Here is a 23,195-nt window from a genome sequence, read left to right on the forward strand (position 1 = left end):
GGCTTCGTGCCGCGCCGACACCACAACAGGAAGGACGCCTACCATGGCGAAGCTCACCAACGAAGAGCTCATTGAAGCTTTCAAGGAACTGACCATCATCGAGCTCTCCGAGTTCGTCAAGCTCTTCGAAGAGACCTTCGAAGTTACCGCTGCTGCTGTAGCTGTTGCCGGCCCCGCCGGTGCTGCTGCTGAAGAGGTCGAAGAGAAGACTGACTTCGACGTCGTCCTCGAAGCTGCCGGCGACAAGAAGATCGCAGTGATCAAGGAAGTTCGCGCCATCACTTCCCTGGGCCTGAAGGAAGCCAAGGACCTGGTTGACAGTGCTCCCAAGGCTGTCCTCGAAGGTGCAACGAAGGAAGCTGCCGAGAAGGCCAAGGAGCAGCTCGAGGCTGCAGGCGCCACCGTTACCCTCAAGTAACAACGCCTTTTCCTGCAAAAGCCCCGTCCACGTCTGTGGGCGGGGCTTTTGCGTTCCCCGGCGGCAGGTCAGGCGGGCTCGCTGATATCCGCCACGACGGCGCCGAGCGCACCGGTGAGGGCGTCCGCGTCTACAAAAGCGCTGTAGCCGTGGGCTCCGGCACCCATCGAGATCCTCCGGCCGGTGATGGTGGCGTCCGCATAGACCGGCCAGCTGTTGGTGCTGCCCAGCGGGGTGATGGTGCCGCGTTCGTAGCCGGTGGCGTCCAAGGCCACATCAGCCGGAGGCAGGGAGAGCTTGTTGACGCCCACGAGGGTGCGGAGCTTGGGCCAGGAAATCTGGCGGTCGCCCGGAATCAGGGCGAACAGGAACGAGCCGTCCTTGTGCTTGACCACCAGGGACTTCACAATGTCCGACGGCGTGATCCCCAGGATGCCGGCTGCCTCCTCCAGGCTTTTGGCGGCGGGCCTTTCGACAACCTCCACCTGCAGGCCGCGGGCCTCGGCGTCGGCAAGGAACCGGTCCCGGCCGGCGCCGGGTGCTGCGTTGCCCATCAGTCGCGGTACAGCAGGAGCGCTTCGCCCTGTCCGCCGCCGCCACACAGCGACACCGCAGCCTTGCCCTTTCCGCGGCGCTTGAGTTCGTGTGCGGCATGGCCTGCCAGGCGCGCGCCGGATGCTCCGATGGGGTGGCCCAGGGCAATGGCCCCGCCATGGATGTTGCACTGCTCCAGGGGATAGTCCAGGTCCTTCAGTGACTGGACCGCCACGGAGCCGAACGCTTCGTTGATTTCGATGAAGTCCAGCTCCGACGTGCTCCAACCCGCACGCCCCAAAGCGTTCTGGATGGCGTTGGACGGCTGGGAGTGCAGTGAATTGTCCGGCCCTGCAACCTGCCCGGGCTTGCCCACAACCGCCAGGTATTCCAGCCCGTGTTCTTCCGCATAAGCCCGGGAAGAGAGGACCAGGGCCGCAGCACCGTCTGACAGGGGAGAGGAGTTGCCGGCGGTAATGGTGCCGTCGGTGACGAAGGCTGCGCGCAGTCCGGCCAGCGATTCCACCGAGGTGTTGGGGCGGACGCCCTCGTCGGTGGAGACCACCAGTGCATCCCCCTTGCGTTGCTTGACGCTGATGGGCGCGATTTCGTCGTCGAACGTCCCGTTCTTGGCTGCCAGTGCCGCCCGCTGATGGGACTGTGCGGCCACGTTGTCCTGGGAGGTCCTGTCGATGCCGAGCGTGAGGTTGCGGGTTTCGGTGGACAAGCCCATGGACTGGCCGTCGAAGGCATCGGTCAATCCGTCGTGGGCCGCCGCGTCCAGTGCCTGGATGGAACCGTAGGTCCAGCCTTGCCGGGACCCCGGCAGCAGATGGGGTGCCCGGGTCATGGATTCCTGGCCGCCGGCCACCACCACGGAGGCCTCCCCGCCACGGATCATCCTGGCAGCGTCGATCACGGCCGTCAGCCCCGAAAGGCAGACCTTGTTCACGGTCACGGCCGGAACGTTCCAGCCGATGCCGGCGCCAATGGAGCTTTGCCGCGCCGGATTCTGCCCGGCACCGGCCTGCAGCACCTGGCCCATGATGACGGCCTCCACCTGGCCGGCGTCCACGCCGCTGGCCTTGAGCGCCGCCTTGATGGCATGTGCCCCGAGGTCGACGGCGGTGAAGCTCGCCAGTTGCCCATTGATCCGGCCCTGCGGTGTGCGTACTGCTGCGAGGATGACAACGTCAGTGTTGTCCGTGGAGTTGCCCATGTGTATCTCTCCTGATCGGATTCCGGTGGTAGGCCACCAAGGCTATCGTGACGCTGCTCACCCAACTATTCAAACGCCCGGGCCGGCACAAGCATTCCGGGGAAGCCTGGCGTTCTGCGCAGGGGCATCGAGCGGCACCTGGCGGCAGGGGAGAGGTCCCCATCCGGGCAACGTGCACGACGACGCTGTCCTGCGTAGGCTGGACGACGGACAGTTTTGCAGGGGGACAGCAGGTCCGTGCCCCGGGATGGTTGGAGCAGCAGTGAGAAAATACCTGGCCCTGGCCGCCGCCGCTATCGCCGGACTCACCGCCTGTTCTGTCTCCACGCCCGATTCCGCCGCCGGCAGCGGAACTCCAGGCCCGCCGTCGTCCGCTTCACTGGCCCCCACGGCGGTGGCTCCGTCCGGACGGGCTTCGACGCCGACGGCTGCGCCGGCCGGAGGAACCAGGGCAGCCTGCGAGCTCTTCAACTCCCTCTTCGCCGACTACCAGGCCGTCCCTGCCGGAGACGCCGACGGCTTCGAGGACATCTACCTGCAGGCCGAAGATGCCAAGGCCACCGTCAGCGGGGATCTCGCGGGGCTCTTCGCATCGCTGAGCCTGCTCGCCATCGACCATTCGGCAGCCGTTGACTCCGGCGGCGGCCCGGCCCAGGAGTCCAGGGACGCGGTCCGGGACGCCGTGTTCGCCAACGCCGGGACCTGCACCGCCCAAGGCGTCACCCTGCGCCTCTAGCAAGCCACCCCGGAGGCAGCCGCGAAAACCGGTGCTTGCAATCGGACCGGATGTGGGGTAGACATGTAGGTTGTTTTGCCGTATCGTAGATATTTGCGTCTTCCCTGTTTACCTTCAGCCTTCATATAGCGGTGGGCTTTCGCCTGGCAGCTGGCAATCAACGTGCCGTCAACAACGTCACAGGATTATCGGCACCGGCCCCGGGTCATATAGCGGAACCGGATGGTAGCACTGCGGAGTCATTCCGCAGGGTGCAGCGGGGGAGATCTGAAAACGCCTGAAGGTCTGTGGAAGGATCCCTCTTGGTCGCCTCGAGCACCTCTAATAACGAAACCGCTAACACCGCCGACAGCACTGATGGTGCCACTCGCCGGCTCTCATTCGCAAAGATTCACGAACCTCTTGACGTTCCGAATCTGCTTGCCCTCCAGACGGACAGCTTCGACTGGCTGGTCGGGAACGAACGCTGGCAGGCACGCGTAGCCAAAGCTGTCGAAGAAAACGATCTCAGCGTCGCCACCACGTCCGGCCTCTCGGACATCTTCGAAGAGATCTCCCCGATCGAGGACTTCCAGGGCACCATGTCCCTGAGCTTCTCTGATCCGGAGTTCGCTGACCCCAAGTACACCATGGCCGAATGCAAGGACCGGGACGCTACGTACTCGGCTCCGCTGTACGTCAAGGCCGAGTTCATGAACAACAACACGGGCGAAATCAAGCAGCAGACCGTGTTCATGGGCGACTTCCCGCTGATGACCGAGAAGGGTACCTTCGTGGTCAACGGCACCGAGCGTGTCGTCGTCTCCCAGCTGGTCCGTTCCCCGGGCGCCTACTTCGAGCGCGCCGCTGACAAGACCAGCGACAAGGACATCTTCACCGCGAAGATCATCCCGTCCCGCGGCGCCTGGTTCGAGCTCGAGATCGACAAGCGCGACCAGGTCGGCGTTCGCCTCGACCGCAAGCGCAAGCAGTCCGTCACCGTGCTGCTGAAGGCCCTCGGCTGGACCGAAGGCCAGATCCTCGAAGAGTTCGGCCAGTACGACTCCATGCGGGCAACCCTGGAGAAGGACGCCACGGAGACCCGCGAAGACGCGCTGCTGGACATCTACCGGAAGCTGCGCCCGGGCGAGCCGCCCACCGTCGAGGCTGCCCAGTCCCTGCTGGACAACCTGTACTTCAACTCCAAGCGCTACGATCTGGCCAAGGTTGGCCGTTACAAGATCAACCGCAAGCTTGGCATCGACCGCTCCCTTGGCGACAAGGAAGCTTCGGTCCTGCACGTTGAAGACATCGTTGCCATGATCAAGTTCCTCGTTGCGCTGCACGCCGGCGAGAAGACCATCAAGGGCACCCGCGATGGCCAGGAAGTGGACCTCCGCGTCGAAATCGACGATATCGACCACTTCGGCAACCGCCGCATCCGCGCTGTCGGCGAGCTCATCGAGAACCAGGTCCGCACCGGCCTGTCCCGTATGGAGCGCGTTGTCCGCGAGCGTATGACCACCCAGGACGTCGAGGCCATCACGCCGCAGACCCTGATCAACATCCGCCCCGTGGTGGCAGCCATCAAGGAGTTCTTCGGAACGTCCCAGCTGTCGCAGTTCATGGACCAGAACAACCCGCTCTCGGGCCTGACCCACAAGCGCCGCCTGTCCGCGCTTGGCCCCGGTGGTCTGTCCCGTGACCGCGCCGGCATGGAAGTCCGTGACGTGCACCCGTCCCACTACGGACGTATGTGCCCCATCGAAACTCCTGAAGGCCCGAACATTGGCCTGATCGGTTCGCTGGCCTCCTACGGACGCATCAACCCGTTCGGCTTCATCGAAACCCCGTACCGCCTGGTCAAGAACGGTGTCGTTTCCGACGACGTCCAGTACCTGACGGCCGACGACGAGGCTGAGGTGCTGATCGCCCAGGCCAACGCGCCGCTGGACGAGAACAAGAAGTTCGCCGAGGACACCGTCCTGGTCCGTGCCCGTGGTGGTGGAGGCGAGCCCGTCCTCGTTCCCGCCGACGACGTCGAGTTCATGGACGTTTCCCCGCGCCAGATGGTGTCCGTGGCTACCGCCCTGATCCCGTTCCTCGAGCACGACGACGCCAACCGCGCACTCATGGGTGCCAACATGCAGCGCCAGGCCGTGCCGCTGGTCCGTTCCGAGGCTCCCTTCGTGGGCACCGGCATGGAGCGCGCAGCCGCCGTCGACGCCGGTGACGTTGTCATCGCGAAGAAGGCCGGTGTGGTCACCGAGGTTTCCGCCGAGCTCGTCATCATGCTCAACGACGACGGCACCGAGACCAACTACCGCATCAACAAGTTCGCCCGCTCCAACCAGGGCAACTGCTATAACCACCGTGTCCTGGTGAACGAAGGCCAGCGCCTGGAAGTTGGCGGCATCATCGCCGACGGCCCGGCAACGGACCAGGGCGAGCTCGCCCTCGGCAAGAACCTGCTCGTGGCATTCATGTCGTGGGAAGGCCACAACTTCGAGGACGCCATCATCCTCTCGCAGCGCATCGTTGCCGAGGACGTTCTTTCCTCCATCCACATCGAGGAGCACGAGATCGATGCCCGCGACACCAAGCTTGGTGCCGAGGAAATCACCCGTGACATCCCCAACGTGTCCGAGGAAGTCCTGGCAGGCCTGGACGAGCGCGGCATCATCCACATCGGTGCCGAGGTTGAAGCAGGGGACATCCTGGTCGGAAAGGTCACCCCGAAGGGTGAAACCGAACTGACCCCGGAAGAGCGCCTGCTGCGCGCCATCTTCGGTGAGAAGTCCCGCGAAGTGCGCGACACCTCGCTGAAGGTGCCCCACGGCGAGTCCGGCACCGTCATCGGCGTGCGCGTCTTCGACCGCGACAACGACGACGAGCTGCCCCCGGGCGTGAACCAGCTGGTCCGCGTCTACGTCGCTGCCAAGCGCAAGATCACCGACGGCGACAAGCTCGCCGGCCGCCACGGCAACAAGGGTGTTATCTCCAAGATCCTCCCCATTGAGGACATGCCCTTCCTTGCCGACGGCACCCCCGTTGATATCGTCCTGAACCCGCTGGGTGTCCCGGGCCGTATGAACGTGGGCCAGGTGCTCGAAACGCACCTCGGCTGGGTTGCCAAGACCGGTTGGAAGATCGAAGGCGAGCCCGAGTGGGTCAAGCAGCTGCCGAACCTGCCGCGCGAGAGTGGCCAGACCACTGTTGCAACGCCGGTCTTCGACGGCGCCCGTGAAGAGGAAATCACGGGCCTGCTGGACTCCACCAACGTGACCCGCGACGGCGAACGCCTGATCAACTCCTCCGGCAAGACCCGTCTGTTCGACGGCCGCTCCGGCGAGCCGTTCCCGGATCCGATCTCGGTCGGCTACATGTACATCCTGAAGCTCCACCACCTGGTGGACGACAAGATCCACGCGCGCTCCACCGGCCCGTACTCCATGATCACGCAGCAGCCGCTGGGTGGTAAGGCACAGTTCGGTGGCCAGCGCTTCGGTGAAATGGAAGTGTGGGCGCTCGAAGCTTACGGCGCCGCCTACACGCTCCAGGAACTCCTCACCATCAAGTCCGATGACATCCATGGCCGCGTGAAGGTCTACGAAGCCATCGTCAAGGGCGAGAACATCCCCGAGCCGGGCGTTCCCGAGTCCTTCAAGGTCTTGATCAAGGAAATGCAGTCGCTGTGCCTGAACGTGGAAGTCCTCTCCACGGACGGAACCACAATTGAAATGCGTGACTCTGATGACGCAGTCTTCACGGCTGCGGAGGAACTGGGTATCGATCTGTCCCGTGCAGAGCCCAGTTCCGTAGAAGAGGTCTAGCAGGTGAGGTACGACGCCGGGTGACCGCCCGCCGTCGTACCTTGCCTCCCTCCTCCCCGCACCAAGACTTCAGAATTTAGAGAACAAGAGAGAACAGGGACCATATGTCCAGCGAATCCTCCTTCGGCCTCATGCAGATCGGCCTCGCCACCGCGGAAGACATCCGCGGCTGGTCATACGGCGAGGTTAAGAAGCCGGAAACCATCAACTACCGCACGCTCAAGCCCGAGAAGGACGGCCTCTTCTGCGAGAAGATCTTCGGCCCGTCCCGGGACTGGGAATGCTACTGCGGCAAGTACAAGCGCGTGCGCTTCAAGGGCATCATCTGCGAGCGTTGTGGCGTTGAGGTCACCCGCGCAAAGGTCCGCCGTGAGCGCATGGGCCACATCGAGCTGGCCGCTCCCGTTACGCACATCTGGTACTTCAAGGGTGTTCCGTCCCGCCTGGGCTACCTCCTTGACCTGGCACCGAAGGACCTCGAAAAGGTCATCTACTTCGCCGCATACATGATCACCAGCGTTGACGAGGCCGCCCGCCACGAGGAACTGCCCAACCTGCAGGTTGAGCACGACATCGAGAAGAAGCAGCTGATCGACAACCGCGACTCCGACATCGCGGCGATCGCCCGCGACCTCGAAGGCGAGATTGCCCGCCTCGAGGGCGAAGGTGCGAAGGCTGCCGACAAGAAGAAGGCCCGCGACTCCGCCGACCGCCAGATGGCGAACGTGCGCAAGCGTGCCGACGCCGACATCGAGCGCCTCGAGCAGGTCTGGGACCGTTTCAAGAACCTGAAGGTCGCCGACCTCGAAGGTGACGAAGGCCTGTACCGCGAGCTGCGCGACCGCTACGGCATGTACTTCGAAGGCTCCATGGGTGCCGAAGCCATCAAGAAGCGCCTTGAAGGCTTCGACATGCAGGCCGAGTCCGACCTGCTGCGCGACATCATTGCCAACGGCAAGGGCCAGCGCAAGACCCGTGCCCTGAAGCGCCTCAAGGTGGTCAACGCGTTCCTGACCACCAACAACAGCCCGCTTGGCATGGTCCTTGACGCCGTCCCGGTGATCCCGCCGGAACTGCGCCCCATGGTCCAGCTGGACGGTGGCCGCTTCGCGACCTCCGACCTCAACGACCTCTACCGCCGCGTGATCAACCGCAACAACCGACTCAAGCGACTGCTTGACCTGGGTGCTCCGGAGATCATCGTCAACAACGAGAAGCGCATGCTTCAGGAAGCTGTTGACAGCCTCTTCGACAACGGCCGCCGCGGCCGCCCGGTCACCGGACCGGGCAACCGTCCGCTGAAGTCCCTGAGCGACATGCTCAAGGGCAAGCAGGGCCGTTTCCGCCAGAACCTCCTCGGCAAGCGCGTTGACTACTCCGGCCGTTCGGTCATCGTCGTCGGCCCGCAGCTGAAGCTGCACCAGTGCGGCCTGCCCAAGCAGATGGCGCTGGAGCTCTTCAAGCCGTTCGTGATGAAGCGCCTGGTTGACCTCAACCACGCCCAGAACATCAAGTCGGCCAAGCGCATGGTGGAGCGTTACCGTCCGCAGGTCTGGGACGTGCTGGAAGAGATCATCACCGAACACCCGGTGCTGCTCAACCGTGCACCTACCCTGCACCGCCTCGGTATCCAGGCGTTCGAACCGCAGCTTGTGGAAGGCAAGGCCATCCAGCTTCACCCGCTGGTGTGTGGCGCCTTCAACGCTGACTTCGACGGCGACCAGATGGCAGTGCACCTGCCGCTGAGCCCGGAGGCGCAGGCCGAGGCCCGCATCCTGATGCTGTCCTCGAACAACATCCTGAAGCCCTCTGACGGACGCCCGGTCACCCTGCCTTCGCAGGATATGATCATCGGCCTGTACCACCTGACCACCAAGCGTGTCGGTTCGGCCGGCGAAGGCCGCGTCTTCGGTTCGGTTGCCGAAGCCATCATGGCGTTCGACGCCCGCGAGCTGCACTTGAACTCGCAGGTCAGGATCCGCCTCGAAGGTTTTGTGCCGTACGCCGGCTGGGAAGCTCCGGAAGGCTGGGAGCAGGGTCAGCCCGCACTCGTCCAGACCTCCCTGGGCCAGGTGCTCTTCAACGAGACCCTGCCCGAGGACTACCCCTGGGTTGAGGCTGTTGCCGACAAGGGCGAACTGTCCCGCATCGTCAACGACCTCGCCGAGCGCTACCCGAAGGTTGTCACCGCGGCAACCCTGGACAATCTGAAGGATGCTGGTTTCTACTGGGCCACCCGCTCAGGCGTCACCGTCGCCATCTCGGACATCGAGGTTCCGGCCGCAAAGCCGCAGATCCTCGCCGGTTACGAGGAGCGCGCCGCCAAGATCCAGGGCCAGTACGACAAGGGCCTGATCGACGACGACGAGCGCCGCCAGGAACTGATCGAGATCTGGAACAAGGCAACGAACGAGATCGCCCAGGCGATGCGTGACAGCCTGTCGCCGATGAACACCATCAACCGCATGGTGTCCTCCGGTGCACGTGGTAACTGGATGCAGGTCCGCCAGATCGCGGGTATCCGTGGCCTGGTGGCCAACCCTAAGGGTGAGATCATCCCGCGTCCCATCAAGTCCTCCTACCGCGAGGGCCTGTCGGTGCTGGAATACTTCATCGCCACCCACGGCGCCCGTAAGGGTCTGGCTGACACCGCACTGCGTACCGCCAACTCGGGTTACCTGACCCGTCGTCTGGTGGACGTCTCCCAGGACGTCATCGTCCGCGAAGAGGACTGCGGCACCGAGCGTGGCCTGGTCACGCCCATCGCCGTCGCCGATTCCAACGGCGAGCTGGTCCTGGACGAGAACGTCGAGAACAGTGCCTACGCACGTACGCTCGCCGTCGACGTCGTGGACTCCGAGGGCAAGGTCCTCGCAGCCGCCGGCACCGACTGCGGTGACGTGGTGATTGACGAGCTGTTCAAGGCCGGCATCACCGAGGTCAAGGTCCGCTCCGTACTCACCTGTGAGTCCAGCGTTGGTACCTGCGCCTTGTGCTACGGCCGTTCGCTGGCCACCGGCAAGACCGTGGACATCGGCGAGGCCGTGGGCATCATCGCCGCACAGTCCATCGGTGAGCCCGGTACCCAGCTGACCATGCGTACGTTCCACACCGGTGGTGCTGTTTCCGCCAGCGGTGGCGACGACATCACCCAGGGTCTGCCCCGTATCCAGGAGCTCTTCGAAGCCCGTACTCCGAAGGGTGTTGCACCGATTGCAGAAGCAGCCGGCCGCATCACCATCGAAGAGTCCGAGCGCCAGATGCGCCTGGTCATCACTCCCGATGACGGAACCGAAGAGATCGCCTACCCGGTCCTGCGCCGTTCACGCCTGCTGATCGAGGATGGCGACCACGTCACCGTCGGCCAGAAGCTGATCAACGGACCGGTCGATCCCAAGCAGGTCCTGCGCATCATGGGTCCGCGCGCGGCACAGAAGTTCCTGGTGGACGAAGTCCAGGGCGTGTACCGCAGCCAGGGCATCGGTATCCACGACAAGCACGTCGAGGTTATCGTCCGCCAGATGCTGCGCCGCGTCACGGTCATCGAGTCCGGCGAATCGGATCTGCTGCCCGGCGAGCTCGCCGAGCGCAGCCGCTTCGAGGAGGCCAACCGCCGCGTTGTGTCCGAGGGCAAGACTCCGGCTTCCGGACGTCCCGAGCTCATGGGTATCACCAAGGCGTCCCTGGCCACCGAGTCCTGGCTGTCCGCAGCTTCCTTCCAGGAAACCACCCGCGTCCTGACTCAGGCGGCCATGGAAGGCAAGAGCGACCCCCTGCTCGGCCTCAAGGAGAATGTCATCATCGGTAAGCTGATCCCGGCCGGCACGGGCCTCCCGCGCTACACCGAGGTCACCGTGGAGCCCACTGAAGAAGCAAAGGCCAACCTGTTCACCGGCCCCAGCGCGTTCAGTGACTTCTCGTACGACACCCTGGGCGGCGACGGAGCTCCTGAGTTCCACGCCATCCCGCTGGATGACTACGACCTGGGCAACGACTTCCGCTAGCCCTTAAAGCTACGCGGGGTCACTTACGGCCCAATCCGCACCCCGGATTGGGCCCGTAGTGACCCCGCGTTGCTGTTTAACGGCGGGCTGTTGGGGGAGCCGCCCCCGATTAAGGCATGGAGGCCGTCCATGCTAGACTTGTTACCAATTGTTATTGTGGCAGTGGATGAGTGCGCCGGTTCCAGCTGAAAGGCTGAACCAGAGCGACGTTTCCGGTTTGCAGGGTTCTTGTGCAACGTATGCCACATTTTTGCATGCCTAGGGACTGTTGGCCGCGCGCCAAGGCCTGGGAATGCGATCCGACTATTAAGGCTTCGCCTTCGCCGCCCTGGAGATCTTCTTCGAGGCCCGGGCGGCGAGGCAACGCAACAAGAGAGTGGCCGGAAGCGGCCGCTCCGGATAAAACGGAGAACACGAGAGTGCCTACGATTAACCAGCTGGTCCGCAAGGGCCGCACGCCTAAGGTCTCAAAGACCAAGGCTCCCGCGCTTAAGGGCAGCCCCATGCGCCGCGGTGTTTGCACCCGCGTCTACACCACCACCCCGAAGAAGCCGAACTCGGCTCTGCGTAAGGTGGCACGTGTGCGCCTCAACGGCGGCGTGGAAGTAACCGCCTACATCCCCGGTGTGGGACACAACCTGCAGGAGCACTCCATTGTGCTCGTCCGCGGTGGTCGTGTGAAGGACCTCCCGGGTGTCCGCTACAAGATCGTCCGTGGCGCCCTCGATACCCAGGGTGTCAAGAACCGTAAGCAGGCCCGCAGCCGCTACGGCGCAAAGATGGAGAAGAAGTAATATGCCTCGCAAGGGTCCGGCCCCCAAGCGGCCGCTCGTACTAGATCCCGTTTACGGCTCCCCGCTGGTTACCCAGCTCATCAACAAGGTGCTCGTTGACGGCAAGAAGTCCACGGCAGAGCGCATCGTCTACGGTGCACTCGAAGGCGCACGCGCCAAGTCCGGCGGCGACCCCGTAGCAGCCCTCAAGAAGGCCATGGACAACGTCAAGCCTTCCCTCGAGGTCCGCTCACGCCGCGTCGGCGGCGCCACCTACCAGGTTCCGGTTGAGGTCAAGCCGGGCCGCTCCACCGCCCTCGCCCTGCGCTGGCTGGTTGGCTACTCCAAGGCCCGCCGCGAGAAGACGATGACCGAGCGCCTCCAGAACGAAATCCTGGATGCCTCCAACGGTCTCGGTGCCGCTGTGAAGCGTCGCGAAGACACCCACAAGATGGCCGAGTCCAACAAGGCCTTCGCACACTACCGCTGGTAATACTCCCCGGCCGCCGCCGGCTCAACCGAGCCGGCGGCGAACGTGTAGTCCATCCCAAAAGGAGACCCCGTGGCACAGGACGTGCTTACCGACCTTAGTAAGGTCCGCAACATCGGCATCATGGCCCACATTGATGCCGGCAAGACCACCACCACCGAGCGCATCCTGTTCTACACGGGTGTGAACCACAAGATCGGCGAGACGCACGACGGCGCTTCGACGACCGACTGGATGGAACAGGAAAAGGAACGCGGCATCACCATCACGTCTGCCGCCGTGACCTGCTTCTGGGAAAACAACCAGATCAACATCATCGACACCCCCGGCCACGTGGACTTCACCGTCGAGGTTGAGCGCTCCCTGCGCGTCCTCGACGGCGCTGTCGCCGTGTTCGATGGCAAGGAAGGCGTTGAGCCGCAGTCTGAGACCGTTTGGCGCCAGGCTGACAAGTACAACGTTCCGCGCATCTGCTTCGTCAACAAGATGGACAAGCTCGGTGCCGACTTCTACTTCACCGTAGACACCATCATCAGCCGCCTCGGCGCCAAGCCGCTGGTCATGCAGCTCCCGATCGGTGCCGAGAACGACTTCATCGGCGTCGTGGACCTGCTCTACATGCGCGCACTGGTGTGGCCCGGCGATGCCAAGGGCGACGTGACCATGGGTGCCAAGTACGAGATCCGCGAGATCCCGGCTGACCTCCAGGAAAAGGCCGAAGAGTACCGCGCGAACCTCGTTGAGACCGTCGCAGAGTCCTCCGAGGAACTCATGGAGAAGTACCTCGAGGGCGAAGAGATCTCGATCGACGAGCTCAAGGCCGGCATCCGCAAGATGACGATCAACTCCGAGCTCTACCCGATCTTCTGCGGTTCCGCGTTCAAGAACCGCGGCGTGCAGCCCATGCTCGACGCAGTTGTGGACTACCTGCCGAACCCGCTCGACGTCCCCCCGATGGTCGGCCACGACCCCCGCGACGAAGAGAAGGAACTGACCCGCAAGCCTTCTTCCGAAGAGCCTTTCTCCGCACTGGCCTTCAAGATTGCTGCGCACCCGTTCTTCGGCCAGCTCACCTTCATCCGCGTGTACTCCGGTCACGTGGAAGCAGGCGCCCAGGTGGTCAACTCCACCAAGGGCAAGAAGGAGCGCATCGGCAAGCTGTTCCAGATGCACGCCAACAAGGAAATGCCCGTCGAGGGCGCTACCGCCGGCCACATCTACGCAGCCATCGGTCTGAAGGACACCACCACGGGTGACACCCTGTGCGACTCCGCCAACCAGATCGTGCTCGAGTCCATGAGCTTCCCGGAGCCCGTGATCTCGGTTGCCATCGAGCCGAACACCAAGGGTGACCAGGAGAAGCTCTCCACGGCCATCCAGAAGCTCTCCGCTGAGGACCCCACCTTCCAGGTGTCCCTCAACGAAGACACCGGCCAGACCATCATCGCCGGCATGGGCGAGCTCCACCTGGACATCCTGGTGGACCGCATGCGCCGCGAGTTCAAGGTCGAAGCCAACGTGGGCAAGCCCCAGGTTGCTTACCGCGAAACTATCAAGCGCGCCGTCGAACGCCACGACTACACGCACAAGAAGCAGACCGGTGGTTCGGGCCAGTTCGCAAAGATCCAGATCGCGATCGAGCCGCTGGACACCGCTGAAGGCGAGCTGTACGAGTTCGAGAACAAGGTCACCGGTGGCCGCGTTCCCCGCGAGTACATCCCGTCCGTTGACGCCGGTATCCAGGATGCGCTGAACGACGGCGTCCTGGCTGGCTACCCGGTTGTCGGCATCAAGGCCACGCTGATCGACGGCGCGTACCACGATGTTGACTCTTCGGAAATGGCGTTCAAGATCGCCGGCCGTATGGCTTTCAAGGAAGCTGCACGCAAGGCGAACCCGGTTCTGCTCGAACCGCTGATGGATGTCGAGGTCCGCACCCCTGAGGAATACATGGGTGAAGTTATCGGCGACCTCAACTCCCGCCGTGGCCAGATGCAGTCCATGGAAGATGCACAGGGTGTCAAGGTTATCCGTGCGCACGTCCCGCTGTCCGGCATGTTCGGCTACATCGGCGACCTGCGCTCCAAGACCCAGGGCCGCGCTGTGTACTCCATGACGTTCAACAGCTACGCAGAGGTCCCGAAGGCTGTTGCCGACGAGATCATCCAGAAGACCCGCGGCGAATAGTCTTTCGCAGCGAACACATTCGGGTGCGCTTGCCGGTTTCGGAAAGCACAGCCGGTGCAGGTGGCCGGGTACGGTCGGATTCATCCGGTCAAGCCGGATCCCGGCCATCTGCACGAACAGGCTTCGGGGACTAGTATTAGTTCCTGAATCTGCAATTTCACCAATCCAAAGCCCCCCAAGTAGACTTACCTGAGTTTCTGCCGCGACAAGCGCGGTCGAAGGGTATGTCATTTGAAAACGTTCTAGGAGGAACCTGTGGCAAAGGCAAAGTTCGAGCGGACTAAGCCGCACGTTAACATCGGCACCATTGGTCACGTTGACCACGGTAAGACGACGTTGACGGCCGCCATTTCCAAGGTGCTGTACGACAAGTACCCGACTCTCAACGAGAAGCGTGACTTCGCGTCGATTGACTCTGCTCCCGAAGAGCGTCAGCGCGGCATTACCATCAACATCTCCCACGTTGAGTACCAGACCGAGAAGCGCCACTACGCACACGTAGACGCTCCGGGTCACGCTGACTACATCAAGAACATGATCACCGGTGCTGCCCAGATGGACGGTGCAATCCTCGTGGTTGCCGCCACTGACGGCCCGATGGCACAGACCCGCGAGCACGTTCTGCTCGCCCGCCAGGTTGGTGTTCCCTACCTGCTGGTCGCACTGAACAAGTCCGACATGGTTGACGATGAGGAACTGCTGGACCTCGTTGAAATGGAAGTTCGTGAGCTCCTGAGCTCGCAGGGCTTCGATGGCGACGAAGCACCGGTTGTCCGCGTTTCCGGCCTGAAGGCCCTGGAAGGCGACCCCGAGTGGGTCAAGTCCGTTGAGGACCTGATGGCTGCTGTTGACGAGTCTGTTCCGGACCCCGTACGTGACCGTGACAAGCCGTTCCTGATGCCGATCGAGGACGTCTTCACCATCACCGGCCGTGGCACCGTTGTTACGGGCCGCGCCGAGCGTGGAACCCTCGCCATCAACTCCGAGGTCGAGATCGTCGGCATCCGCCCGGTCCAGAAGACCACGGTTACCGGTATCGAGATGTTCCACAAGCAGCTCGACGAAGCATGGGCCGGCGAGAACTGTGGCCTCCTGCTCCGCGGTCTGAAGCGTGATGACGTAGAGCGTGGCCAGGTTGTCGTCAAGCCGGGTTCCATCACCCCGCACACCGACTTCGAGGCTAACGTCTACATCCTCTCCAAGGACGAAGGCGGACGTCACAACCCGTTCTACTCCAACTACCGCCCGCAGTTCTACTTCCGTACCACGGACGTAACCGGCGTTATCACCCTGCCCGAGGGCACGGAAATGGTTATGCCTGGCGACAACACTGAGATGACCGTTGCGCTCATCCAGCCCATCGCTATGGAAGAGGGCCTCGGCTTCGCAATCCGCGAAGGCGGCCGCACCGTTGGTTCAGGACGTGTTACCAAGATCATCAAGTAATTCTTGTTGAACTAAAGAACGGCCCCGCTGCATCTGCAGCGGGGCCGTTTTTTTGCTTAATACGGCCCCTGATATGGTTGCGGGACCGAAAGGAGTTCACCATGGGATGGCTTATCTTCCTGATCATCGCGGTTGCGGTGGTGGCCGGCGTGTTCTGGGCCAAGAAGCATTTCCGCCACGAGATTGACCGCGCCAAGCGGATCAACCGGGCGAACAAGAACCAGTAGGAGGGCGGCGCGGTCAGCCGTGCAGCGCCCGCCGCGCCTTGCTCAACTCCTGGTACCAGTAGAACGACTGCTTGGGCGTCCGCTCGAGTGTCTCAAAGTCCACGTGGACCAGGCCGAACCGCTGCGAGTACCCGGCGGCCCATTCAAAATTATCCATCAGGGTCCACACGTAGTAGCCGCGCAGGTCTACACCTGAGGCAGGGCCGCCGGGAGCCGTCGCGTCCAGCGCAGCCCGCAGGTGTGAGGCGAGGTACTGCACCCGATCCTCATCCTGGAGCGGGCCGGACACCCTGTCAGGTTCCGGGAAGCTGGCTCCGCCTTCGGTGATGTATACCGGCGGCAGCGCGTCCCCGTAGCGGTCTTGGAGTTCCTTCAGCAGGACGCCCAGGTGGTCGGGCGCCACCGGCCAGCCGAACCCTGTGCTGTTGTACTCCGGATATCCCACTTCGTGGAAGGGCAGCCGCGCTACCGCCTTGTGCGTGTTGGCCGGAATCGGGGTCACCCCGCGGCCCAGCGCCACCTTCACCGGGAAATAGTAGTTGAGGCCGTAGAAATCCAGTGGCTGGTGGATGGTCCGCAGGTCGGCATCGGAGATCCGCCCGATGGAGCGCAGCCACGGCCTGGCATACAACGGCAGGCTGGGGTACCGGCCCAAGAGCACGGGGTCGGCGTAGATCCTGTTCATCAGCAGGTCGTACATCCTGGCCACTAGCCTGTCGCCGGGTTTCCAGGTGGCCGGACGGACAGGGGAGTGCAGATTGGTGACTCCCACACCCCCCTTGACGCCGGCGGCGCGGAGGGCCTGCGCGCCCAGCCCATGGGCAAGGAGCTGGTGGTGGATGGACGGAAGGGCGTCAAACATCAGGGCATGGCCGGGGGCATGTACCCCCAGGGCATAACCGTTCAACGTCACTGAAACAGGTTCGTTGAGGGTGACCCACTGCGCGACACGGTCCCCGTAGCGTGCTCCGGCGGCAGCGGCGTAGTCACCAAAGCGTTGCGCTGTCTCACGGTTCATCCAGCCGCCGCGGTGTTCCAAGGGCAGGGGAGTGTCCCAGTGGTAGAGCGTGGCCATAGGGGAGACCCCGGCCTCCAGGAGCTGGTCTATCAGCCGGTCGTAGAAATCCAGCCCTTCTGCGTTGAAGCTTCCGCGGCCGTCCGGCTGGATCCTCGGCCAGGACAAAGAGAAGCGGTAGGAGTCCACCCCCAGCTCCTGCAACAGGGCAATGTCCTCCGGCAGGCGGTTGTAGTGGTCGCAGGCCACGGCGGGGGAGTGCCCGTCCATGATGGCGCCGGGCTTCTCGGCGAAGGCGTCCCAGCCGGACGGTCCCCGGCCTCCCGCAGTAAGGGCACCTTCGATCTGGAAGGCGGCGGCTGCGACGCCTAAAGTGAACGACGGCGGCATGCGGCTGGCCAGTTCGGTCACGGATTCGGTGCTTTCCAGCGTCATGCCCCTATCATCCGTTCCGGGATAGCCGTTGGCAATGACCCCTCCAGCGGCGCCCGGAATAGGCCCAATTCGCATCTGCGCCCAAATTCCGGCATACTAGATGAGTTGTTCAAGCGCTTCTTCGTGTCCCGATCCGGATAATGCCGGGTGCCAGGGTCCAAGTGGAAGACCAAACATAACCCACCCCCATGGAATTGCGGATTTGTATGCGTGCCAAGCGCGACACGCCCGACCGCGGGGGTCGGTTGCGCCGGCAAGGTGAGGAACCCGGATTCATCCGGATTCAGTTTGTGCGGCGGGTGGTAGTTACGACTTCAAATGCTTCGGCAGCCATACAACACGTAAGTAAACAGAGCAGCATTTACTGAAAGAGAGTCAGGCGACATGGCGGGACAAAAAATCCGCATCCGGCTGAAGTCATACGACCACGAGGTCATTGACACTTCAGCACGGAAGATCGTTGAGACGGTCACGCGCGCAGGCGCAACGGTAGTGGGCCCCGTGCCGCTGCCGACGGAGAAGAACGTGTACTGCGTCATCCGCTCTCCGCACAAGTACAAAGACAGCCGCGAGCACTTCGAAATGCGCACGCACAAGCGTCTTATCGACATCATCGATCCCACGCCGAAGGCTGTTGACTCGCTCATGCGTCTCGACCTGCCGGCTGACGTGAACATCGAAATCAAGCTGTAGGGAGGTGCTGAGAGACTATGACCGCAACCCGTAACGTAAAGGGCCTGCTGGGCACGAAGCTCGGCATGACCCAGGTCTGGGACGAGAACAACAAGCTCATCCCCGTCACTGTGGTCCAGGCAGATTCGAACGTCATCACCCAGCTGCGCAACGCAGAAGCTGATGGCTACGTCGCCGTTCAGATCGGCTACGGCCAGATCGATCCCCGCAAGGTCACCAAGCCGCTGGCTGGTCACTTTGAAAAGGCAGGCGTCACGCCTCGCCGCCACGTCGTCGAACTCCGTACCGCAGATGCTGCTGAGTACGAGCTGGGCCAGGAGCTCTCCGTAGAGGTCTTCGAAGCCGGCCAGAAGATCGACGTCATCGGCACCACCAAGGGTAAGGGCTTCGCCGGTGTTATGAAGCGTCACGGCTTCCACGGCGTTGGAGCTTCCCACGGTGCCCACAAGAACCACCGTAAGCCCGGTTCAATCGGTGGCGCATCCACCCCGAGCCGCGTCTTCAAGGGCATGAAAATGGCCGGCCGCATGGGCGCCGTTCGTCACACCACGCTGAACCTCACGGTCCACGCGGTTGACGTCGAGAAGTCGCTGCTCCTTATCAAGGGTGCCGTTCCCGGCGCCCGCGGCCAGGTCGTCCTCGTACGCACCGCCGTGAAGGGAGCCTAGTTCAATGGCTAACACTGTCCAGGTTGACCTGCCTGCAGAAATCTTCGACGTTCAGACCAACGTGCCGCTGCTGCACCAGGTTGTCGTTGCTCAGCTTGCTGCTGCTCGCCAGGGTACCCACAAGACCAAGACCCGCGCTGAAGTTTCCGGTGCAGGACGCAAGCCGTTCAAGCAGAAGGGCACCGGCCGCGCCCGTCAGGGTTCCATCCGTGCTCCGCACATGACCGGCGGTGGCATTGTCCACGGTCCCACCCCGCGTGACTACAGCCAGCGCACCCCCAAGAAGATGATTGCTGCTGCACTGCGCGGCGCACTGTCTGACCGGGCACGCAACGGCCGCATCCACGTTGTCGCTGAACTGGTTGAAGGCGACAAGCCGTCGGCCAAGACTGCACTGGCAACGCTGCGCGGCGTGTCCGACCGCAAGAACCTGCTGGTCGTCATCGAGCGCGCCAACGATGTTGCAGCACTGTCCGTGCGCAACCTCGCCGGTGTTCACGTTCTGTACGCAGACCAGCTGAACACCTACGACGTTCTCGTGTCTGATGACGTTGTCTTCACCAAGGCTGCCTACGAAGCATTCGTTGCCGGCAAGGCAGTGGCAAAGAACGAGGAGGATGCCAAGTGAGTGCAGCCACCATCAAGGATCCCCGCGACGTCGTGCTTGCACCCGTCGTGTCGGAAAAGAGCTACGGCCTGATCGACGAGGGCAAGTACACCTTCCTGGTGGACCCCCGTTCGAACAAGACCGAGATCAAGCTGGCCGTGGAGAAGATTTTCTCCGTCAAGGTCGAATCGATCAACACCATCAACCGTGCCGGTAAGCGCAAGCGCACCAAATTCGGATGGGGTACCCGCAAGAACACCAAGCGTGCGATTGTCACCCTCAAAGAAGGCACTATCGACATCTTCGGCGGTCCGCTTTCGTAGCGGAGACCACTTTAACGAGGAAATAAATTATGGGAATCCGTAAATACAAGCCGACTACCCCGGGCCGTCGAGGCTCGAGCGTAGCGGACTTCATTGAAATCACGCGGTCGACGCCGGAAAAGTCGTTGGTACGTCCGCTGCCCAAAAAGGGCGGCCGTAACAACACCGGTAAGATCACCACCCGTCACAAGGGTGGCGGACACAAACGCCAGTACCGTCTGATTGACTTCCGTCGCCACGACAAGGACGGCGTTGACGCCCGCGTTGCTGAAATCGAGTACGATCCGAACCGCACGGCTCGCATCGCCCTCCTGCACTACGTTGATGGCACCAAGCGTTACATCATCGCCCCGAACAAGCTGTCCCAGGGTGACTTCGTAGAGGCCGGCGCCAACGCTGACATCAAGCCTGGCAACAACCTGCCCCTGCGCAACATCCCCGTGGGTACCGTTATCCACGCGGTGGAACTGCGTCCGGGTGGCGGCGCCAAGATGGGCCGTTCCGCTGGTGCGTCCATCCAGCTCGTTGCCAAGGAAGGCCGCTTCGCCCAGCTGCGTCTGCCCTCCGGCGAAATCCGCAACGTTGACGTGCGCTGCCGCGCAACCGTCGGCGAGGTTGGCAACGCCGAGCAGTCGAACATCAACTGGGGCAAGGCCGGCCGTATGCGCTGGAAGGGCGTCCGCCCGACCGTCCGTGGTGTCGCCATGAACCCGGTTGACCACCCGCACGGTGGTGGCGAGGGTAAGACGTCCGGTGGACGTAACCCCGTCAACCCCAACGGTCAGCGCGAAGGCCGCACGCGCCGCCCCAACAAAGAGAGCGACAAGCTTATTGTTCGTCGCCGTCGTACTGGCAAGAACAAGCGATAGGAGCCTGGACACATGCCACGCAGCCTGAAAAAAGGTCCTTTCGTTGACCAGCACCTCTTTGTGAAGGTAGCCAGGGAAAACGAAAAGGGCACCAAGAACGTCATCAAGACCTGGTCCCGCCGTTCGATGATCATCCCCGACATGCTCGGGCACACGATCGCCGTACACGACGGACGCAAGCACATCCCGGTGTTTGTCACTGAGTCGATGGTCGGGCACAAGCTCGGCGAATTCGCTCCCACGCGGACATTCCGCGGCCATGTCAAGGACGACCGTAAGGGCAAGCGCCGCTAGGCGCCTGCACTTACGTCAAAGACGAGAGAAGGAAAGCAATGGAAGCCAAGGCAATTGCGCGTCACATCCGCGTAACGCCTATGAAGGCCCGGCGCGTCGTCAACCTTGTTCGTGGATTGCAAGCGAATGAGGCTCTGGCAATTCTGAAGTTTGCCCCCCAGGCAGCTTCGGAGCCGGTATTCAAGGTAGTTCAGTCGGCAATCTCCAACGCCCGGGTCCTCGCGGACCGCGACGGCGTGGCGTTTGACGAAGGCGACCTCATCATCAGCGAAGCGTTTGTTGATGAAGGCCCGACCATGAAGCGGTTCCAGCCGCGTGCCCAGGGTCGTGCATTTCAGATCAAGAAGCGCACCAGCCACATCACCGTGGTAGTCGCTACCCCGGAGAAAGAGGAGGCTCGCTAAGTGGGACAGAAAGTAAACCCGCACGGGTTCCGACTCGGCATCACCACCGATCACGTATCGCACTGGTTCGCTGACAGCACCAAGGCCGGCCAGCGGTACAAGGACTTCGTTCGCGAAGACATCCGCATCCGCCAGCTCATGTCCACGGGCATGGAGCGCGCCGGTATCGCCAAGGTTGAGATCGAGCGCACCCGTGACCGTGTCCGCGTGGACATCCACACGGCCCGCCCGGGCATCGTCATCGGCCGCCGTGGAGCAGAAGCAGACCGCATCCGCGGCGAGCTCGAAAAGCTCACCGGCAAGCAGGTTCAGCTGAACATCCTCGAGGTCAAGAACCCCGAGATGGAAGCACAGCTTGTTGCCCAGGGCGTTGCTGAGCAGCTGACTTCACGTGTGGCTTTCCGCCGCGCCATGAAGAAGGCCATGCAGTCCGCACAGCGTGCAGGTGCCAAGGGCATCCGTATCGCCTGCTCCGGTCGACTGGGTGGCGCTGAAATGTCCCGCTCGGAGTTCTACCGCGAAGGCCGTGTGCCCCTGCACACCCTCCGCGCGAACATCGACTACGGCTTCTACGAAGCCAAGACCACCTTCGGCCGTATTGGTGTGAAGGTCTGGATCTACAAGGGTGACGTCACCGCCAAGGAACTGGCCCAGCAGGCCGCTTCCGCCCCGTCCCGTGGCCGCGGTCCTAGCGACCGTCCGGGCCGCCCGGGTGGCGCTGACCGTGGTGACCGCCGCCGTCGCAACGACCGTCCGGCCGCCGAAGCAGCTCCCGCTGCAGAGGCTCCGGCAGCTGAAGCTGCTGCTCCCGCAGCAGAAGGAGGACAGGCTTAAATGCTTATCCCACGTCGAGTCAAGCACCGTAAGCAGCACCACCCGGGTCGTTCCGGCGCTGCTACGGGCGGCACCAAGGTCACTTTCGGTGAGTACGGTATCCAGGCCCTGAGCCCGGCATACGTCACCAACCGTCAGATCGAATCCGCCCGTATCGCGATGACCCGCCACATCAAGCGTGGCGGTAAGGTCTGGATCAACATCTACCCGGACCGTCCCCTCACCAAGAAGCCTGCCGAAACCCGCATGGGTTCCGGTAAGGGTTCACCGGAATGGTGGGTCGCAAACGTCAAGCCGGGCCGGGTTCTCTTTGAGATCTCCGGCGTCGAAGAATCGGTAGCACGCGAGGCCCTGCGCCTGGCAATCCACAAGCTCCCGTTGAAGGCACGCATTCTGCGTCGCGAAGGTGGTGAATAGAAATGGCAGTAGGATCCAAGGATCTGGCTCCCGCACAGCTGGACGGTTTCGACAACGAGCGTCTCGTTGAAGAACTCCGCAAGGCCAAGGAAGAGCTGTTCAACCTGCGTTTCCAGTCCGCCACCGGACAGCTGGAGAACCACGGCAGGCTGCGCGCGGTAAAGAAGGACATCGCCCGCATCTACACCGTTCTCCGTGAGCGCGAGCTGGGCATTCGTGCTGAGGTTGCCGCACCTGTTGTGGAAGCCAAAGAAGAGAAGAAGTCCAAGAAGGCTGCAACCAAGAAGGCCGAGAAGGCTGAAACGGTTGAGACCGAGGAGGATGCCAAGTGAGTGAAAAGGACCAGAACGTGACGGAAACTGCTACCGCAGCCACGGCTGAGCAGCGCGGTTACCGCAAGACGCGTCGCGGCTACGTGGTCTCGGACAAGATGGAAAAGACCATTGTTGTCCAGGTTGAAGACCGCGTGAAGCACGCGCTGTACGGCAAGGTCATCCGCCGTACCTCCAAGGTCAAGGCACACGACGAAGAGAACACCGCCGGCATCGGCGATCTCGTTGTCATCGCCGAGACCCGTCCGCTGTCCGCCACCAAGAACTGGCGGCTCGTGGAAATCCTCGAGAAGGCCAAGTAGCACCTGCTGCTTCGCCGGAAGCCCCTGCTCCTCTGGAGCGGGGGCTTCCTCGTTTAACGGCGCCTCCCGTCACGCCGTCGTCTGTCCCCGACGCTCGCTCGCTTAATGCGTGCTTTTGGCCAACGCTCTATCACTTCTCTCAGGAAAGTGAGAGAG

At 62.8% G+C, this 23,195-nt stretch carries 23 protein-coding genes; 20 read left to right on the plus strand and 3 right to left on the minus strand.

Annotated features, from left to right (window positions below):
• The first annotated feature begins 43 nt into the window (after positions 1-43).
• Complete coding sequence (rplL, locus tag QRN11_RS04080; protein ID WP_066277893.1) at positions 44-418, plus strand: 50S ribosomal protein L7/L12; 375 nt, start codon at positions 44-46, stop codon at positions 416-418.
• 68 nt (positions 419-486) lie between these two features.
• On the opposite strand, the gene QRN11_RS04085 is transcribed toward rplL, so the two are convergent.
• Entirely contained in the window at positions 487-972 is a 486-nt protein-coding gene (locus tag QRN11_RS04085) for an aminoacyl-tRNA deacylase (protein WP_285249977.1), read from the minus strand.
• Complete coding sequence (locus QRN11_RS04090; RefSeq protein ID WP_091415046.1) at positions 972-2,171, minus strand: acetyl-CoA C-acetyltransferase; 1,200 nt, start codon at positions 2,169-2,171, stop codon at positions 972-974. Before QRN11_RS04090 ends, QRN11_RS04085 begins: the two co-directional genes overlap by 1 nt.
• A gap of 262 nt (positions 2,172-2,433) precedes the next feature.
• On the opposite strand from QRN11_RS04090, the gene QRN11_RS04095 reads away from it, so the two are divergent.
• From QRN11_RS04095 to QRN11_RS04130, 8 genes are all read left to right on the plus strand, one after another.
• Positions 2,434-2,907, plus strand: coding sequence for a hypothetical protein (locus QRN11_RS04095; protein ID WP_285249978.1), 474 nt, complete (start codon positions 2,434-2,436; stop codon positions 2,905-2,907).
• Positions 2,908-3,209: 302 nt separating this feature from the next.
• Positions 3,210-6,719, plus strand: coding sequence for a DNA-directed RNA polymerase subunit beta (gene rpoB, locus QRN11_RS04100; RefSeq protein ID WP_285249979.1), 3,510 nt, complete (start codon positions 3,210-3,212; stop codon positions 6,717-6,719).
• Positions 6,720-6,823: 104 nt separating this feature from the next.
• Positions 6,824-10,723 carry a DNA-directed RNA polymerase subunit beta' gene (locus QRN11_RS04105; RefSeq protein ID WP_285249980.1) on the plus strand — a complete coding sequence of 1,300 codons (3,900 nt, stop codon included), beginning with the start codon at positions 6,824-6,826 and terminating at the stop codon, positions 10,721-10,723.
• Positions 10,724-11,142: 419 nt separating this feature from the next.
• On the plus strand, positions 11,143-11,517 hold the full coding sequence (rpsL, locus tag QRN11_RS04110) for a 30S ribosomal protein S12 (protein ID WP_009358312.1): 375 nt from the start codon (positions 11,143-11,145) through the stop codon (positions 11,515-11,517).
• Between the two features lies 1 nt (position 11,518).
• Positions 11,519-11,989, plus strand: coding sequence for a 30S ribosomal protein S7 (rpsG, locus tag QRN11_RS04115; RefSeq protein ID WP_026531948.1), 471 nt, complete (start codon positions 11,519-11,521; stop codon positions 11,987-11,989).
• A 69-nt stretch (positions 11,990-12,058) separates the two neighbouring features.
• The gene (gene fusA, locus QRN11_RS04120; protein WP_091415057.1) at positions 12,059-14,173 is read left to right on the plus strand and encodes an elongation factor G; all 2,115 of its coding nucleotides are present in this window, start codon (positions 12,059-12,061) and stop codon (positions 14,171-14,173) included.
• A 255-nt stretch (positions 14,174-14,428) separates the two neighbouring features.
• Positions 14,429-15,619 carry an elongation factor Tu gene (tuf, locus tag QRN11_RS04125; protein ID WP_050054308.1) on the plus strand — a complete coding sequence of 397 codons (1,191 nt, stop codon included), beginning with the start codon at positions 14,429-14,431 and terminating at the stop codon, positions 15,617-15,619.
• Positions 15,620-15,720: 101 nt separating this feature from the next.
• Complete coding sequence (locus tag QRN11_RS04130) at positions 15,721-15,846, plus strand: hypothetical protein (RefSeq protein ID WP_255470686.1); 126 nt, start codon at positions 15,721-15,723, stop codon at positions 15,844-15,846.
• Between the two features lie 13 nt (positions 15,847-15,859).
• Here QRN11_RS04130 and QRN11_RS04135 read toward each other — a convergent pair whose 3' ends face one another.
• The gene (locus QRN11_RS04135) at positions 15,860-17,296 is read right to left on the minus strand and encodes a GH1 family beta-glucosidase (RefSeq protein WP_285249981.1); all 1,437 of its coding nucleotides are present in this window, start codon (positions 17,294-17,296) and stop codon (positions 15,860-15,862) included.
• Positions 17,297-17,680: 384 nt separating this feature from the next.
• On the opposite strand from QRN11_RS04135, the gene rpsJ reads away from it, so the two are divergent.
• From rpsJ to rpsQ, 11 genes are read left to right on the plus strand one after another with little or no spacing between them, the layout of a single operon-like run.
• On the plus strand, positions 17,681-17,989 hold the full coding sequence (gene rpsJ, locus QRN11_RS04140; protein ID WP_043119398.1) for a 30S ribosomal protein S10: 309 nt from the start codon (positions 17,681-17,683) through the stop codon (positions 17,987-17,989).
• A gap of 17 nt (positions 17,990-18,006) precedes the next feature.
• Entirely contained in the window at positions 18,007-18,657 is a 651-nt protein-coding gene (gene rplC, locus QRN11_RS04145) for a 50S ribosomal protein L3 (RefSeq protein ID WP_013601833.1), read from the plus strand.
• A 4-nt stretch (positions 18,658-18,661) separates the two neighbouring features.
• Positions 18,662-19,285, plus strand: coding sequence for a 50S ribosomal protein L4 (gene rplD, locus QRN11_RS04150; protein ID WP_050054311.1), 624 nt, complete (start codon positions 18,662-18,664; stop codon positions 19,283-19,285).
• The gene (gene rplW / locus QRN11_RS04155; RefSeq protein WP_009358306.1) at positions 19,282-19,587 is read left to right on the plus strand and encodes a 50S ribosomal protein L23; all 306 of its coding nucleotides are present in this window, start codon (positions 19,282-19,284) and stop codon (positions 19,585-19,587) included. The genes rplD and rplW overlap by 4 nt, the downstream gene beginning before the upstream one ends.
• A gap of 29 nt (positions 19,588-19,616) precedes the next feature.
• Positions 19,617-20,456: a 50S ribosomal protein L2 gene (rplB, locus tag QRN11_RS04160; protein ID WP_009358305.1), complete on the plus strand. Its 840-nt coding sequence runs from the start codon at positions 19,617-19,619 to the stop codon at positions 20,454-20,456.
• A gap of 12 nt (positions 20,457-20,468) precedes the next feature.
• The gene (gene rpsS / locus QRN11_RS04165; protein ID WP_003803803.1) at positions 20,469-20,750 is read left to right on the plus strand and encodes a 30S ribosomal protein S19; all 282 of its coding nucleotides are present in this window, start codon (positions 20,469-20,471) and stop codon (positions 20,748-20,750) included.
• A 38-nt stretch (positions 20,751-20,788) separates the two neighbouring features.
• Entirely contained in the window at positions 20,789-21,154 is a 366-nt protein-coding gene (gene rplV / locus QRN11_RS04170) for a 50S ribosomal protein L22 (protein ID WP_009358304.1), read from the plus strand.
• Positions 21,155-21,988 carry a 30S ribosomal protein S3 gene (gene rpsC, locus QRN11_RS04175; RefSeq protein ID WP_091415061.1) on the plus strand — a complete coding sequence of 278 codons (834 nt, stop codon included), beginning with the start codon at positions 21,155-21,157 and terminating at the stop codon, positions 21,986-21,988.
• Positions 21,989-22,405, plus strand: a complete 417-nt coding sequence (gene rplP / locus QRN11_RS04180; RefSeq protein ID WP_050054315.1) for a 50S ribosomal protein L16 — start codon at positions 21,989-21,991, stop codon at positions 22,403-22,405.
• A 2-nt stretch (positions 22,406-22,407) separates the two neighbouring features.
• Positions 22,408-22,737, plus strand: coding sequence for a 50S ribosomal protein L29 (rpmC, locus tag QRN11_RS04185; protein ID WP_018760452.1), 330 nt, complete (start codon positions 22,408-22,410; stop codon positions 22,735-22,737).
• Positions 22,734-23,039 (plus strand): 30S ribosomal protein S17, encoded by a 306-nt coding sequence (gene rpsQ / locus QRN11_RS04190; RefSeq protein WP_091415064.1) that lies wholly within the window; start codon positions 22,734-22,736, stop codon positions 23,037-23,039. The genes rpmC and rpsQ overlap by 4 nt, the downstream gene beginning before the upstream one ends.
• Positions 23,040-23,195: the final 156 nt, after the last annotated feature.

Origin of the sequence: Pseudarthrobacter sp. fls2-241-R2A-168, from assembly GCF_030209335.1 — a bacterium.
Classification (GTDB): domain Bacteria; phylum Actinomycetota; class Actinomycetes; order Actinomycetales; family Micrococcaceae; genus Arthrobacter.